At 43.8% G+C, this 15,220-nt stretch carries 14 protein-coding genes; 7 read left to right on the top strand and 7 right to left on the bottom strand.

The window, feature by feature from the left end; translation table 11 throughout:
* Positions 1-28 precede the first annotated feature (28 nt).
* The 4 genes from GRFL_RS08465 to GRFL_RS08450 form a co-directional block, all read right to left on the bottom strand.
* Positions 29-1,336 carry an MBOAT family O-acyltransferase gene (locus GRFL_RS08465; RefSeq protein WP_341475770.1) on the bottom strand — a complete coding sequence of 436 codons (1,308 nt, stop codon included), beginning with the start codon at positions 1,334-1,336 and terminating at the stop codon, positions 29-31.
* Positions 1,337-1,475: 139 nt separating this feature from the next.
* Positions 1,476-3,323 carry a glutamine--fructose-6-phosphate transaminase (isomerizing) gene (gene glmS / locus GRFL_RS08460; RefSeq protein ID WP_083644205.1) on the bottom strand — a complete coding sequence of 616 codons (1,848 nt, stop codon included), beginning with the start codon at positions 3,321-3,323 and terminating at the stop codon, positions 1,476-1,478.
* A gap of 5 nt (positions 3,324-3,328) precedes the next feature.
* On the bottom strand, positions 3,329-4,876 hold the full coding sequence (bamH, locus tag GRFL_RS08455) for a BamH family beta-barrel-assembly machinery protein (protein ID WP_083644204.1): 1,548 nt from the start codon (positions 4,874-4,876) through the stop codon (positions 3,329-3,331).
* A gap of 13 nt (positions 4,877-4,889) precedes the next feature.
* Entirely contained in the window at positions 4,890-5,702 is an 813-nt protein-coding gene (locus GRFL_RS08450) for a glycogen/starch synthase (protein WP_083644203.1), read from the bottom strand.
* A 110-nt stretch (positions 5,703-5,812) separates the two neighbouring features.
* Between GRFL_RS08450 and panC the strand changes: the two genes are divergently transcribed.
* The 6 genes from panC to GRFL_RS08420 are packed head-to-tail and all read left to right on the top strand — an operon-like array spanning position 5,813 to position 11,739.
* A complete protein-coding gene (gene panC, locus GRFL_RS08445; RefSeq protein ID WP_083644202.1) occupies positions 5,813-6,664 on the top strand; it encodes a pantoate--beta-alanine ligase in 852 nt (283 codons plus the stop codon).
* 7 nt (positions 6,665-6,671) lie between these two features.
* A complete protein-coding gene (gene panD / locus GRFL_RS08440) occupies positions 6,672-7,022 on the top strand; it encodes an aspartate 1-decarboxylase (protein ID WP_083644201.1) in 351 nt (116 codons plus the stop codon).
* 6 nt (positions 7,023-7,028) lie between these two features.
* Positions 7,029-7,994, top strand: coding sequence for a lysylphosphatidylglycerol synthase transmembrane domain-containing protein (locus tag GRFL_RS08435; RefSeq protein ID WP_083644200.1), 966 nt, complete (start codon positions 7,029-7,031; stop codon positions 7,992-7,994).
* 35 nt (positions 7,995-8,029) lie between these two features.
* The gene (locus tag GRFL_RS08430) at positions 8,030-9,178 is read left to right on the top strand and encodes an alpha/beta hydrolase (protein ID WP_083644199.1); all 1,149 of its coding nucleotides are present in this window, start codon (positions 8,030-8,032) and stop codon (positions 9,176-9,178) included.
* Positions 9,179-9,196: 18 nt separating this feature from the next.
* Positions 9,197-10,561, top strand: coding sequence for a DNA repair protein RadA (gene radA / locus GRFL_RS08425; protein ID WP_083644198.1), 1,365 nt, complete (start codon positions 9,197-9,199; stop codon positions 10,559-10,561).
* 44 nt (positions 10,562-10,605) lie between these two features.
* Entirely contained in the window at positions 10,606-11,739 is a 1,134-nt protein-coding gene (locus GRFL_RS08420) for a M23 family metallopeptidase (RefSeq protein ID WP_083644197.1), read from the top strand.
* On the opposite strand, the gene GRFL_RS08415 is transcribed toward GRFL_RS08420, so the two are convergent.
* On the bottom strand, positions 11,736-12,770 hold the full coding sequence (locus GRFL_RS08415; RefSeq protein ID WP_083644196.1) for an NADP(H)-dependent aldo-keto reductase: 1,035 nt from the start codon (positions 12,768-12,770) through the stop codon (positions 11,736-11,738). The two genes, GRFL_RS08420 and GRFL_RS08415, sit on opposite strands and share 4 nt — an antisense overlap.
* A 142-nt stretch (positions 12,771-12,912) precedes the next feature.
* On the opposite strand from GRFL_RS08415, the gene GRFL_RS08410 reads away from it, so the two are divergent.
* Entirely contained in the window at positions 12,913-13,467 is a 555-nt protein-coding gene (locus GRFL_RS08410) for a Dps family protein (RefSeq protein ID WP_083644195.1), read from the top strand.
* Here the strand turns inward: GRFL_RS08410 and GRFL_RS08405 are convergent.
* Both GRFL_RS08405 and GRFL_RS08400 read right to left on the bottom strand, forming a co-directional pair.
* Positions 13,464-14,426, bottom strand: a complete 963-nt coding sequence (locus tag GRFL_RS08405) for an OmpA/MotB family protein (protein ID WP_083644194.1) — start codon at positions 14,424-14,426, stop codon at positions 13,464-13,466. The genes GRFL_RS08410 and GRFL_RS08405 overlap by 4 nt on opposite strands.
* 10 nt (positions 14,427-14,436) lie before the next feature.
* Positions 14,437-15,198: an exodeoxyribonuclease III gene (locus tag GRFL_RS08400; RefSeq protein ID WP_083644193.1), complete on the bottom strand. Its 762-nt coding sequence runs from the start codon at positions 15,196-15,198 to the stop codon at positions 14,437-14,439.
* Between the last annotated feature and the right edge of the window lie 22 nt (positions 15,199-15,220).

The following is a 15,220-nucleotide window of genomic DNA, read 5'->3' as shown; positions in this document are numbered from 1 at the left end:
AGTGTGATATTTTTTAGAAATCTCTTCATCAGAATTGAAAATATATAAAAGGTGGCTGATAGGTGTTAAAAACACTCATGATCCATAGACCTAGAAAAAGGTAAATACCCCATCTTAAAGGCCTTTTCAGCCTATCCAGCGAGGAAAGATTTCCTGGATCATTTCTCAACAGAAAATCAAAAAGAAACAAGATCAGTACTTCCTCCATTCCGGATCGATGGGTATACGGAATCTGAAATTCGGAAAAACATTTCCAAAGATATAGCAGCGCATCTCCAATGGTATCACTTCGGAAAAACGCCCAGGTAAGAGTGACGAGAAAAAAAGTTAATCCAACCTTCAGCCAGTGTACCCAAACGGCATCTCGAGTAGGTTCTTTCCTTTTCCGAATAAGAAAAACCGGAACAAACAACATTGCGTTAGCCAGTCCCCAACCAATAAATGTCCAGTTAGCTCCATGCCAGAAACCACTTAAAAGAAATACAATAACAATATTCCGAACAGCCAAATTTCGAGACACTCTGGAACCCCCCAATGGGATATAGACATAATCTCTGAACCAGGTGGACAATGAAATATGCCAGCGTCTCCAGAATTCAGTTACATTTTTGGAGAAATACGGAAACCGGAAGTTCACCATTAGATCAATTCCCAACAACTTTGCGGTACCAATAGCAATATCAGAATACCCACTAAAATCGCAATATATCTGAACGGCAAAATACAGCAGCCCCAAAAGCAGAACGCCTCCATTTAAAATTTCATAATTCGGGAAAATCTCTTCGACCTTATAAGCCAGAGCATCAGCGATGACAATTTTTTTAAAAAATCCCCATAAGATCATTCTCAGGCCTGTAACCGCTTGAGGATATTTGAATTTTCGTCGATTTCGAATTTGCGGCAATAAGTTCTTTGCCCGCTCGATGGGTCCGGCCACAAGCTGAGGAAAAAAAGATACAAAAGCGGCAAAATTAAGCAGGCTCCTTTCAGCAGGAATTTTTTTTCGGTACACATCTATTGTGTAAGACAGAGTCTGGAACGTGTAAAACGAAATTCCAACTGGTAAAACCACATCAATAGCCCAGTTATTCACGGAAGAAAAGCCAAGGTTCGCCGCCAGATCATACCAGGAATCCAAAAAGAAATTGAAATATTTAAAAGCGGAAAGTATCCCCAGGTTCACCAGTAGACTCAGGTACAAAAATCGCTTTTCACCAGGCTTTCTAGCCAGTTGAAGTCCGCAAAAATAATCTACCAGCGTAGAAAAAACGATCAGGAACAAGAAGCGCCAGTCCCACCAGCCATAAAACAGGTAGGAACCTCCCAAAATCAGCACATTCTGCCACCGAATCTTTCGCGACGGAATTAACCAGTATAAGACAAAAAATAAGGGAAGAAATAATAGGAAATCTACGGAATTAAAAAGCATATGATTACTCTAAAATGATACACTTTTTAATTCCATAGATAAAAATTTATTCCACGGTAACAGATTTCGCCAGGTTTCGTGGCTGATCCACGTTTTTACCAAGCATTACCGCAATATGATATGATAGTAATTGTAACGGTATAGTAGTTAAGAGCGGAGTAAGCGCTTCGATCGTTTCCGGCACTTCGATTACGTGATCTGCCAGTTCGCGCACCTCTTCATCTCCCTGAGTCACGATACCAATGATCTTTCCTTTTCTGGATTTGATCTCCTGAATATTACTCACCACTTTCTCATAATGGCCTTTTTTGGTAGCGATCACCACAACAGGCATCTGCTCATCGATCAGTGCGATAGGACCATGTTTCATTTCCGCAGCAGGATAACCCTCTGCGTGGATATAAGATATTTCTTTTAGTTTTAGAGCTCCTTCCAAAGCTACCGGGAAGTTATAACCCCTTCCAAGATAAAGACAATTTGGAGCATCTTTATAGATTTCAGCGATTTTCGTGACTACCGCATCAGATTCGAGAGCCGTTTTAACTTTGTCCGGAATTCTTTCCATTTCCTGCAGATACATATGGAAGTCAGAATTGGAAATCGTACCCTTGAATTTCCCCAATTTCAATGCCATCAGGGTCAAAACTGTAATCTGAGTGGTAAAGGCTTTTGTTGATGCCACCCCGATTTCCGGACCCGCATGCGTATAAGCTCCCGCATGAGTTTCCCTGGAAATAGAAGAACCCACCACATTACATACACCGAAAGCAAATGCTCCTTTTTCCTTTGCCAGTTTGATTGCCGCCATGGTATCAGCCGTTTCCCCACTCTGAGAAATAGCGATGATTACGTCATTTTCTGAAATTACCGGGTTGCGATACCGGAATTCCGAAGCATATTCTACTTCCACCGGGATACGCGCGATCTCCTCAAAGACATATTCCGCTACCAGACCAGCGTGCCAGGAAGTTCCACAGGCTACAATGATGATCCTTTTGGCATTCGAAATACGCTCCATATTATCATCAACACCCGCCATCCGGATAATTCCTTTATCAACCAGCATTCTTCCGCGGAAGGTATCACTAATCGCATTCGGCTGCTCATGGATCTCCTTGAGCATAAAATGCTCATACCCGCCTTTTTCAATTTGCTCCAGGTTCAACTGAAGTTCCTGCAGATATGGATCGACCAGGGAATCATCTTTGATTTTCCTGATTTTAACTTCTTTTTCTCTACGAATAACCGCCATTTCTCCATCTTCCAGGTAAATCGCATTATTCGTAAATTCGATAAACGGGGAAGCATCTGAAGCCACAAAGAACTCACCTTCTCCCACCCCAATAGCCAACGGACTTCCCAAACGGGCAACTACCAGCTCATCAGGTTTTGTTTTATTAAATACTGCAATCGCGTAGGCTCCAATAGTTTGGTTCAAAGCAATTTGAACCGCCTTACCAAGCTTAACTCCTTCATTTTTGATTACATCTTCAATAAGATTTACCAAAACTTCGGTATCTGTATCACTCTTGAAAGTGTAGCCCCGCTTCTTCAGCTCTTTTTTTAAAGCATCATAATTTTCAATGATTCCATTGTGAATGATCACTAAATCGCCTGAGTTGGAATAATGCGGGTGCGAGTTCACATCATTCGGCTCTCCGTGGGTTGCCCAGCGCGTGTGGCCTATCCCTACAGTTCCATCGGTTGGGATTTCGCTCTCCAATCGCTTTTTAAGATCAGAAACCTTCCCTTTGGTCTTGCTCATCCTCAGCTCATTCCCATTATATAATGCTATACCTGCACTATCATAACCTCTGTATTCCAGCCTTTGAAGCCCTTTCAAAACGATAGGATAAGCTTCTCTATGACCAATATACCCAACTATTCCGCACATAAATTCTAATTATAATCTGTGTAGTAAATTTGTAATTTAAGTCTTTTATCTTCATTTTCAGCTCCACTTCCGTATAATACTGTCCCTCGTGGAGTCAACAAATCACCCGCCGGCACCCGACTAACATCTTCCAGACCTTGCACAGCTGAAAAACCGGTCACATTAATATTTCCCGTAACCACCAAACCTAATTTTGAAGCGTCTAGATCATTGTTCAGGATTTCATTCACATATTGCGTAATCCTAAATTTGTAGTACACACCTTTACCGTCTTCTCCTCTTTCCATTCTTGGAGCAAAGGTAATGGCTGAATTCAGTGGATCTGTAGAAGAAACTAGCGGATCGCTGTAATAATCTATCAGCAACTGATTGTTTTCTACGTCATACAACAACAATCTTTCTGGCTCTTCAGCAATTCCTCTTTCATCCTGGTTGACGTAGAATATTAGGTTTGCTTCATTTATCAGCCAGTCATTCGCCCTTAATTCCGTCAATATTTCCTGATTTGGAAAAAGGTCGATAATAGCCATACTGCCTTCCTGACCTTTCAGATATAGATTTTCAGCATCCTCCACACTATCCTGAGCGGCGATTTGTTGCTCCAGAGCTTCTGAAAATTCACCGGTATACACGTTGAACTGATTGTTCACGGTTGAAGGAGAATAGAAATCCAGATCAAAAGTCCCTCGCTTGTTCACCGTTTCATCGTCTTCTTCAGTATCGTAGGTGTAATACAAACGGATATTAGCCTCTGTATCACTACCCAGATTCAGCAATGCCTGAACCCCTTCAGAAGAATTAGATTCAGCCTTGATATAAATACTTCGGAAGTAATTCTTAAAATTGAAATTATTTAAAAGCTCTTCGCTTCCTACTTTATCGATGATTTTTTTCTGAAAATACTCAACCGGTAATTTTACGCGAAGCGCAGGAGCCTTAGTGAGCGTATCATTATCACCAATCTCATCAATCTCTATCGTTTGATAAGGCTCTTTGGATGGTTGGAAATTTTCCTTTTCGTACAACAACTCCACGATGTTATTTTCGATCTGAGCCTGCTGATCTGAATAGTATTTTTCCCGTTGCTCAAAAGAGGCCTCAGGATCATATTCATTCAGAAAAAATGACGTTTCGTAGATTGCTAAATTGAAGGAACCTGTTCCAAAGATAGAATCCAGTTCATAAATGGTTTCCCCTTCGGTATCAGTGGTTTCTTCAGAATAATAAGGTATGGTAAGCACCACACTGTCTAATTCCACATTATCTCCAAAATCCGGATCCATCAGCCCCAACGACAATTGCGACACGATACTGGCGGTAGTTTCACCATAAATGTCATCTTTATGTGTTCCCAGCGCCAGATTGGAAAGGTTGTTTGTTTGAATGGAATTGATTCTTCTAGTATATGAATTCACCTCCACTTCCCTTAACGAAACATCAGTAGGGTTGTTGATGATTTCTCCACCAACATCTGAAAACTCATCATCACAACCGGTTAAAGTAAAAACAACAGCCAGAACAGCTGTTAAAAGAGTCAGTCTATTTAATTTCATGTAGTCTTAGTTACTATTCAGACAATACTTTTGTAGCATAAAATTCCTGGTATGCCTGGGTAAACGCTTCTTTTTCAGCATACGGAAGAACCGGCAGTCCTAATTTCTCAGAGAATTTTTGTAGTTCCTGCGGCACATTGTCTCCACCCATTACCACGGCATCAGAATTTTCGATGGCCGTTTTAAGAATCCCAACAAAATTCGGGGTCTTCAAATGTTTGACATTTGAATTTTCAAGACCGTCGAAAAGCACTTTTTTATGCATCTCATTATCTAACGTTCCATCGAAACTTTGATTGTAAACAGAAGTCACAATTTTCGAATCTTTGAAAAGCGGCTCATTCCCATAGTAATTTCTAAGGTAAAGCGGTAAAAGAGATGCCAGCCATCCGTGAACATGAATGATATCGGGTGACCAGTTCAGTTTTTTTACTGTTTCGATCACGCCTTTGGCAAAAAAGATAGCACGTTCGTCGTTATCCGGAAAAAGATTTCCGTCCTCATCGGTCAAGGTTGCTTTTCTTTTGAAATAATCTTCGTTATCGATGAAATACACCTGCATGCGCTCTTTCGGGATAGACGCAACTTTGATGATAAGAGGCATGTCCAGGTCATTGATCACCAGATTCATCCCAGACAACCGAATTACTTCGTGCAACTGGTGTCTTCTTTCATTGATATTACCGAATTTCGGCATAAAAATCCGGATTTGTCCTCCCAGATTATTTACCATTTTTGCGGCTTCGAATGATGTAGATGAAATTTCGGTTTCAGGTAAGTAAGGTATAACTTCAGACGAGACGTATAACACTCTCTTATCTTTCATAAATTCTTTGCTTTAGTTACGTTTCCGAATAAAAAACACGCAAAATTACAAAAATTTATGCAGATTGCCTGAGATATATTAAGTTTGCACGCTGTTAATTTTATAATAAAATGCAGATTTTTAGGGAGAAGAGCGCTTTACAGAAGGCCGTTAAGAAGGTGAAATCTAACGGCTTGCAAGTGGGTTTAGTACCCACGATGGGAGCCCTTCATGAAGGTCATCTTTCACTGGTACAAAATGCGCTGGAACAGAGCGACCAGGTAATCGTGAGTATTTTTGTAAATCCCACGCAGTTTGATAATTCGGAAGATTTGGAAAAATATCCCAGAAATCTTCAGAAAGATCTCTCGCTTTTGGAATCTATAGCCCAGGATATATGGGTTTTCAGCCCCGATCCTGCGGAAATGTACGGCGAAGCCATTTCTTCGGAACACTTTGATTTTGAAGGACTTGAAAAAGTGATGGAAGGCAAATTCAGAGCCGGACATTTTGACGGTGTAGGAACCATTGTGAAGCGTCTATTTAAAATTGTCACTCCAGACAAAGCTTTCTTCGGGGAGAAAGATTACCAGCAGCTCCAGATCATCAAAAAACTGATCAGGATCACCGAACTACCCGTCGAGATCGTGCCCTGCCCCATCCTTCGCGAGGAAAATGGCCTTGCAAGGTCTTCCAGGAACGAGCGTCTAAACAGCCGGGAACGAGAAAACGCTGCCTTCATCTACCAGACCCTGCAAGATGCCAGGGAGCTGTTTGGCACAAAAAGTGCTGAACACGTAACCAACTGGGTGACAGCTGAATTTCAGAAGAATCCCGATCTCCAACTGGAATATTTCGAGATCGCAGATTCAGAAACCCTTCAAAAAATTGAGAAAAAGAAAAAAGGAAATCATTACAGGGCGTTTATTGCCGCTTACGCTGGAGAAGTGAGGCTAATTGACAATATCGCACTGAACAATTAAACAAAAAATGCAAATTCACGTAGTAAAATCAAAGATCCATCGCGTAAAAGTTACCGGCGCAGACCTCAATTATATTGGTAGTGTGACCATTGATGAAGACCTTATGGAAGCTGCAAATATCATGGAAGGTGAAAAGGTACAGATCGTCAACAATAATAACGGGGAACGCCTGGAAACCTATGTCATCCCGGGTCCACGCAATTCCGGTGAAATCACTTTGAACGGTGCTGCAGCCAGAAAAGTTGCCAAAGGCGATATTTTGATTATTATTGCTTACGGAATCATGGAGCAGGAAGAAGCTAAAAATTTCAAGCCGGCCCTTGTTTTCCCTGATGAAGAAACAAACCTTCTGAAATAGCACAGTTTGAACAAAAAGACTATCAGATTACTAAAAATTATCATTCCCCTGTTTTTGGGGATTTTTTTAATCTGGTATTCCCTGGGTTCGGCGACACCCGAAGAACGCCAACAGCTTTGGGAAAGCATTCTCGCGGCAGATAAGACCTGGGTCGCTTTATCCTTCCTTCTCGGCACCCTTTCCCATATGTCACGTGCCTGGCGCTGGCAATACATGCTGGAGCCAATGGGATATCAAGCTGGTTTTAAGAATCGTTTTATGGCAGTTATGGTCGCCTACCTTGCCAATTTTGGAATCCCAAGATCCGGTGAAGTGTTAAGAGCGGTCACGCTCACCACTTATGACGACATTCCTTTTGAAAAAGGCTTCGGAACTATCATTTCGGAACGGGTTGCCGATCTTTTTATTCTCATCGCCATCGTGCTGGTGGCCATTTTTCTGCAAACCGATGATCTCCTGGCCTACCTGCATCAGCAAAACATCAACCCACTATATACTTTTCTGATCTTTTTCGGCCTGGTTGGAATCATCATCTTAGGGTTGAATCTTGTAAGACGTTCTACCTGGAAGCCTTTCGCAAAGATCAGGAAACTGGCAAAAGGCCTGCTGGAGGGTATGCGCAGCATTCTGACGATGGAGAAAAAATGGGCTTTTTTAGGGCATACCGTTTTCATCTGGACCATGTACGTGTGGATGTTCTACGTCATTAAATTCTGCCTGCCCGAGACTGCTTCAGTAGCCGCGGGGAGCATCATGGCTGCTTTTGTGGTGGGATCTTTCGCCGTTTCAGCAACTAACGGAGGCATAGGAGTTTACCCGCTTGCCGTGGCCGGGATTCTCATTTTTTTCGGGGTTCCAGATCATGCCGCCGAAGCCTTCGGTTGGATATCCTGGGCCACACAAACCTTTGTGGTTCTGGTTTTTGGAGGTCTTTCCTTTATTTTATTGCCTGTTTTAAACAATAGGAAATAATCCTTACCTTACCCGTCCGAATCAATACGAAACCTATGAAACGATTATTACCTGTGTTAGGGGCAATTTTCTTGCCGCTGCTATGCCTGGCCCAGATCAAATACGAGAATATTTCCTCGGAAAAACTGGGTGAAAGTCGGCAGATCAAGATCCAGCTTCCAAGAAATTACGAAGAAAATACCGATAAGACTTATCCCGTACTGCTGGTACTCGATGGCGATTACCTATTTGAACCGGTAGCCGGTATGGTAGATTATTATTCCTACTGGGAAGATATCCCGGAGATGATTGTTGTGGGGGTGAACCAGGATGGTATCCGCATGGAAGACACCAAATACAGCAAACAGGATTTCCTGCCGGTTGATAAAGGCGCGAAGTTTTTTGAATTCCTCGGAATGGAATTGCTGGCTCACATCGATCAAAAATACCGAACCGGGAATTTCAAGATCATTATGGGGCATGACTTCACCTCCAATTTTATCAATTATTATCTCCTGAAGGAAAACCCGATCTTCCGCGGATATATTAATCTAAGCCCGGATCTAGCTCCCGGAATGGCCGATCATATCGTGAATTCCCTGTCTAAATCTGAAACACGTAGCTGGTATTATATGGCCACCAGCGATGAAGATATTCCCACGCTGAAAAAAGCCATTCTGGCATTTAACAACCAACTGAAGGGAATTGACAATAAGAACCTGCATTATAAATTTGAAGAATTCGAAAATACCTCCCACTATACGCTGGTTGGAAAAGCCATTCCTTCAGCAATTGCCGATATTTTTTCAATCTACAGGCCTATCAGCCAAAAAGATTTTAATGAGACCTTGCTGCAAACAAGCATCTCTCCAACCCAGTTCCTAACTGAAAAATACCAGTCTATCGAAGACCTTTATGGCGTTCGCAAGAAGATTCGCCTGAATGATTTTTTGGCCGTTTACCAGGCGATTGAAAAAACGCGAAATTGGGAAGAATTCAAACCCCTTTATAAAATGGCCTTCGATAATTTCCCTGGTACGATGCTCGGCACTTTTTTCGAAGCCCGGTACGAAGAAGAAACCGGCAACCCCAAACGCGCCATGCGCATTTACCAGAATGCCTACGGCCAGCAAAAAATCGCCTTTATCGATACTGATTTTATGCTCGCAAAAGCCGATGCAATTAAAAAAGATTTCGGTTATTAGCGAAAACTAAAATCAGCTATGGCAAAGGTCAAAACCACCTTTTATTGCCAGAAATGTGGCGCTCAGTATGCAAAATGGCAGGGAAAATGCAACGCCTGCGGGGAATGGAACACGATCGTGGAAGAAATGGTTTCCAAACCCGATCCCAAAGACTGGAAAACTTCTGCTAAAAAAGAAGCGGTAAAGGCGAGCAAACCCCTTTTAGTTGCTGAAATTGAAACCGCCCCGCAACATCGAATGGTCACCAGCAACCAGGAACTCGATCGAGTGCTAGGCGGCGGACTCGTTCCCGGATCATTAACCCTGCTAGGCGGTGAGCCCGGAATTGGAAAAAGCACGCTGCTGCTTCAGATTTCGCTTCAGCTGAAATACCGGGTTTTATATGTTTCCGGAGAAGAAAGCCAGCAACAGATCAAGATGCGGGCCGAACGTATCAACCCGAATCCGGCCAATTGCTATATCCTAACCGAAACCAAGACGCAGAATATCTTCCGCCAGATCGAAAGCATCGAGCCTGAAGTGGTAATTATTGATTCGATACAAACCCTGCATAGCGATTATATTGAAAGTTCGCCGGGAAGTATTTCCCAGATCAGGGAATGTACGGCGGAACTGATCAAATTTGCCAAAGAAAGCAATACTCCGGTCATCCTAATCGGGCACATCACCAAAGAAGGCAGTATAGCCGGGCCAAAAGTGCTGGAGCATATGGTGGATACGGTGCTTCAGTTTGAAGGTGACCGCAACCATGTGTACCGAATTTTAAGAGCTCATAAGAACCGTTTTGGTTCCACACATGAATTGGGAATTTACGAAATGCAGGGCAGCGGACTCCGGGAAGTGCTCAATCCTTCGGAAATCCTGATCTCCAAACACGTGGAGGAATTGAGTGGAACGGCCATTTCAGCTACATTGGAAGGCATGCGCCCGCTCATGATCGAAATCCAGGCGCTCGTAAGCACCGCCGTTTACGGAACTCCGCAACGCTCCACGACCGGTTACAATGCCAAAAGACTGAACATGCTACTGGCAGTTTTGGAAAAAAGAGCCGGGTTCAGGCTGGGTGCCAAAGACGTTTTTTTGAATATAACCGGTGGAATCTCGGTGGATGATCCCGCGATAGACCTCGCAGTGATCGCCGCCATCCTTTCTTCCAATGAAGACATTCCGCTGGAAAAAGACATTTGTTTCGCAGCTGAAGTTGGCCTGGCAGGCGAGATCAGACCTGTGACCAGAGTGGAGCAACGAATCGTGGAAGCCGAAAAACTGGGTTTTGCCTCGATCATGATCTCTTCTCAAAGCAAAATTCCGAAACGGGAAAGCGGCATTCAAATCATAAAAGTATCTAAAATTGAGGATGTTGTGAGCCGTTTGTTTGGGTAATTGGCATAATTGCTGATTATATTTGCGACAAGTTGTTGCAGATCATGTCGGTTAAAAAATCACTCTTTTATTTCCTCATTTTAATACTTACTTCGTGCTCCCAAATCGAGAAAGCGAAAGATAAAATCATCGGTTTATCTGAAAAGGAACAATATCAGAAAGACCGGGAAATTTCAGATGAACTGTTCCGGTTTTGGCAGGACCAGGCAGAGATTGGTCTTCGCGATTCCGTGGCCGTAGAATTGCCTTATTCTGAGATTGGGCGACTGCAGCCCAGGAGTTTTGCAGTTTACAGTTATGAGACCTACCTTTTGCCCGGAGAGATCATTGAAGCACACTTTGAAACCGACAGCAGCCAGGTTCTGATCTTTTCAGACATCTACCGCCAGAATAAAGAAGAAGTTTCCGGTTTTCAAAAACTGGCATCCGGTAAAGCTTCCGAAAAAAATATCCAGTTCGAATCCAGGCAAGCAGGTTTGTATAAAGTCATTTTTCAGCCGGAGATCGAAGCAAACACTCCTTTCCGCATTCACATCTCGAAATCACCGGCCTACCTTTTCCCCGTCATGGGCGGTCGTAACGCCGATATTGGAAGTTATTTCGGAGATATTCGCGACGGCGGAAAGCGCAATCACAAAGGTGTGGACATTTTTGCCAAAAAAGGCACTCCGGTGCTGGCCGCCGTGTCCGGAAATATTGGATACACGGGTGAGAAAGGCCTTGGAGGTAAACAGGTGTGGTTACGTGACCCTAAAAGACGGCAATCGCTTTATTATGCGCACCTGGACAGTATCAAACCGGGAATTGACCGTGTAAATCTGGGTGATACTCTGGGATTCGTGGGAAATACCGGCAATGCACGAACCACGCCATCCCACCTGCATTTCGGGATTTATACCCAGCAGGGCGCGATAGACCCCATTGGCTATGTATACCTGCAGGAAGAAGCTGATAACATTGCTTCGTCGGAAAAAATCATGCCCGCCAGGCTCAGTATTTCAGCCAGAAAAGCCGTATTAAGAAATAAACCGGCCACCAGCAATTCTGAAATTCTCAGAAATGCCGAAGCCGGTGAAATTTTGAGCGTGCAGGGAAAGTCGGCTGATTGGTTTCATGTTCGAGACAGCCTGCATCGTTCGGCTTTTATACACGAAAGCCTGGTAACTCCCATGAATTAAGGTGCCGGATTTGGAATCGAGTGATGGATTTTATCGATCTCCTTCAGAATTTCTTCAGAAAGGACCACATCGATACTGCTGATGTTTTCCTTCAGCTGTTCCATGGAAGTAGCCCCAATGATATTGCTCGTAACGAAAGATTGCTGGTTCACGAATGCAAGCGACAAGTGTGTGAGGCTTAAACCATGCTGATCTGCCAGCTTTTTATAGCGGCGAGTCGCTTCTGTTGCGGTGTCACCGGAGTACCTTTTATACTGCGGAAAAAGACTCAAACGCGTATTTGGCTGGATACCGTCCAGGTGTTTCCCGGAAAGCACGCCCATCCCCAGCGGTGAATAAGGCAATAATCCCACATTTTCGCGATGCAGCACTTCTGTGAGCCCAACCTCATCTTTACGATTCAACAGGCTGTACGGGTTTTGAACGGTACTTACACGCGGCAATTCCTTCTTGCTTTCCTCAAGAAAACGCATCAACCCAAAAGGTGTTTCATTGGAAAGGCCAATATTCCTGATCTTCCCTTTAGCTACCTGCTCCTGAAGATTCTCTAGAACTTCCAGGAAATTATCTTCCCATTCTTCCGAAGTATCGTGACGATATCCTAATTGTCCAAAATAATTGGTATTTCGTTCCGGCCAGTGCAACTGGTAAAGGTCGATATAATCTGTCTGCAGTCGTTCCAGGCTTTTGTTCACCGCATCTTCCACAGCCTCTTTAGAAAAGTCCAGTTTTGGTCGAATATGAGAGGCCATAGCGGCGGGACCGGCAATTTTGGATGCCAGGACCACTTCTTTTCTTCTTCCGGTCTTTTTGAACCAGCTCCCAATGATCTTTTCGGTGCTTCCCTGGGTTTCAGGTTTTGCAGGAACGGAATACATTTCCGCAGTATCAATAAAATTTACGCCTTTCTCCAGCGCGTAATCGATCTGTTCGTGGCCTTCGACTTCCGTGTTCTGCTCCCCCCAGGTCATGGATCCCAGGCAGATCTTGCTTACTTCAATATCAGTATTTGGTAATTTCGAATATTTCATGCAAATTTTTCTTTCAAAGGTAATCGTTCACCTTCACAAATTCAATTTTACGAGTTTCCACAAATTACCATTACCTTAAAACTAATTGCCAAAACCTTAACAGCCAAAACATTATAAGAAGCTTAAATTGTCGCAAAAAACTATGAAAAAATTACTTTTTGTGGCCATCTTTCTGGGATGGTCACCGGTATTTGCGCAACAACCCAATTATCAAAATTCAGCAGTGAACGCCAAACTGCCTCTTACTCCGGAAAAAACGACCGCCAGCACCGAGGCATTACAGGCCACGTTATACGAGCTGATCGAACAGAAACATGCCGTGCACCAGGCTCACTGGAATTTACGCGGACCTCAGTTTATCAGCCTACACGAACTTTTAGAAGAATTATACGGCGATCTTTCCGGTTATATTGATGCTGTTGCCGAACGAAAACTGGCTTTAGGACAACCTGCAGACGGCCGCCCCCCCCAGGCTGGACAACAGGCCAATCTTGGAACTATTCCGGAAGGATTTCAGAAAGATCATGAGGTCGTCGCTTCTTTGACCGATCGATATCAGAAAATTAGCGAACGGCTGGGAAAACGCATCGATTCAGTCGCTGAAACGGACGCGGTCTCCCAGGATTTGCTGATTGGCTTAAGAAATACCATTGATCTGCACCTCTGGAAACTCAGAAGTTTCACATACAACTACTAGTTGCTTTCCTGAAGCAGCTTCGTGATCTCATCCAGTTTTGGAGTAAGGATCACCTCTATACGACGGTTCTTGGCTTTGCCCTGAGCCGTTTCGTTTGTTGCAACGGGAGCAAATTCGCCCCGTCCGGCAGCAGTAAGATTTTGTGGGTCGATCCCGGAATTTTCGCGCAATATCTGCACAATGGAGGTAGCACGCTTGGTAGAAAGATCCCAGTTATCTTTTAACTGGCCGCTTCCGTTATAGGGTACGTTATCAGTATGGCCTTCAATTAGCACGGCGATATCAGGGTTTTCAGCCAGGACCTGTCCCAGTTGCTTCACCGCCTTGCGTCCCTCAGCATTTACAGCCCAGCTACCTGAATCGAATAGCAGCTTATTTTCCATGGATACATATACTTTTCCGTTTCGTTGTTCCACGGTTAGCCCTTTCCCTTCAAAATTGGTCAGCGCATTGGAAACGGCATCTTTGAGCGCGTTCATTTTCGCGTCTTTTTCAGCAATCACACGTTCCAGTTCATCAACTCGCTGACTTCTTGACCGTAAATCTTTTTCTAGTTTTTCCAGCCTGTTCTGCTCCTGCAGCAAAGCGGCTTCTTTCTCATCCAACTGGGCCAGCAATTCCCGATTCTGCCGAGAATTTTCCGCGATGGCTGCGGAAGAATTGGCTTCCAAAGCGTCATACGAGCTTTCAAGGCTCGCATAATTTTTCTTCAGGGCTTCCAGTTTCTGAAAGAGATCGTTTCGTTCGGCAGTGAGACTTTCATGCTCCTCGCGCAGTTTATCCAGGTCGGTCGTTAGCCTCTTATTATTTTCACTGAAATCGTTCAGGTCGTCGTTCATCGCGCGGTTCTCTCGTTGCAAACTGGCATTTCGGCTTTCAAGTTCTTTATACTTCTTAGCCGAAACACAGGAATTCAGCAAAATGCTCAAACTCAGGATGGCTATAATTCTTATTTTCATGATGTTTTCTTTAGTCGATTTCTACTAGAACGGGACAATGGTCACTATGGTATGCTTCTGGCAAAATAACCGCTCTTTTGAGGCGGTCGCGCAAAGGTTCCGCTACCAAATTATAATCGATCCTCCAGCCTTTATTGTTATTTCGGGCATTGGCACGGTAACTCCACCAGGAATAGTGATCGCCTTCTTCATTGAAATGGCGGAAAGAATCGATGAAACCGCTCTTCATAAAACCTTCTATCCAGGCGCGTTCTTCCGGAAGAAATCCTGAAACGGTTTTCAGTCGTACCGGATCGTGGATGTCGATCGCCTGGTGACAAATATTGTAATCGCCGCAAATGATCAGGTTTGGCACCGATTCTTTCAGGTCATCGATATATTCCTGAAAATCATCCATAAAGCGAAATTTGTGTTCCAGCCTGTTTATATTGGTCCCGGAAGGCAAATACAAACTCATGACCGAAAAATCCTCAAAATCGGCACGTATCGTTCTTCCTTCAAAATCCATATAATCTATACCGGTTCCATAAACCACATTTTCAGGTTTGTGCTTGCTGAGAATCGCCACGCCGCTATAGCCCTTTTTCTCGGCAGGATGCCAATAATGGTAAGGGTAGCCAGCCTCTTCAAAATCTTCGAGATTCAGCTGGTCTGGTTGCGCCTTGATCTCCTGAAGGCAAACCACATCGGGATCGCATTGCTGCACCCATTCTAAAAAACCTTTTCGAATGGCGGCGCGTATGCCATTCACGTTATAGGAAACGATCGTCATGAAATTGAATTTTACCCAAAAA

Origin of the sequence: Christiangramia flava JLT2011, assembly GCF_001951155.1 — a bacterium.
Classification (GTDB): Bacteria; Bacteroidota; Bacteroidia; order Flavobacteriales; family Flavobacteriaceae; genus Christiangramia; species Christiangramia flava.
Note: the sequence above shows the minus strand (reverse complement) of the source record. Positions and strands in the feature narration are given on the sequence as shown.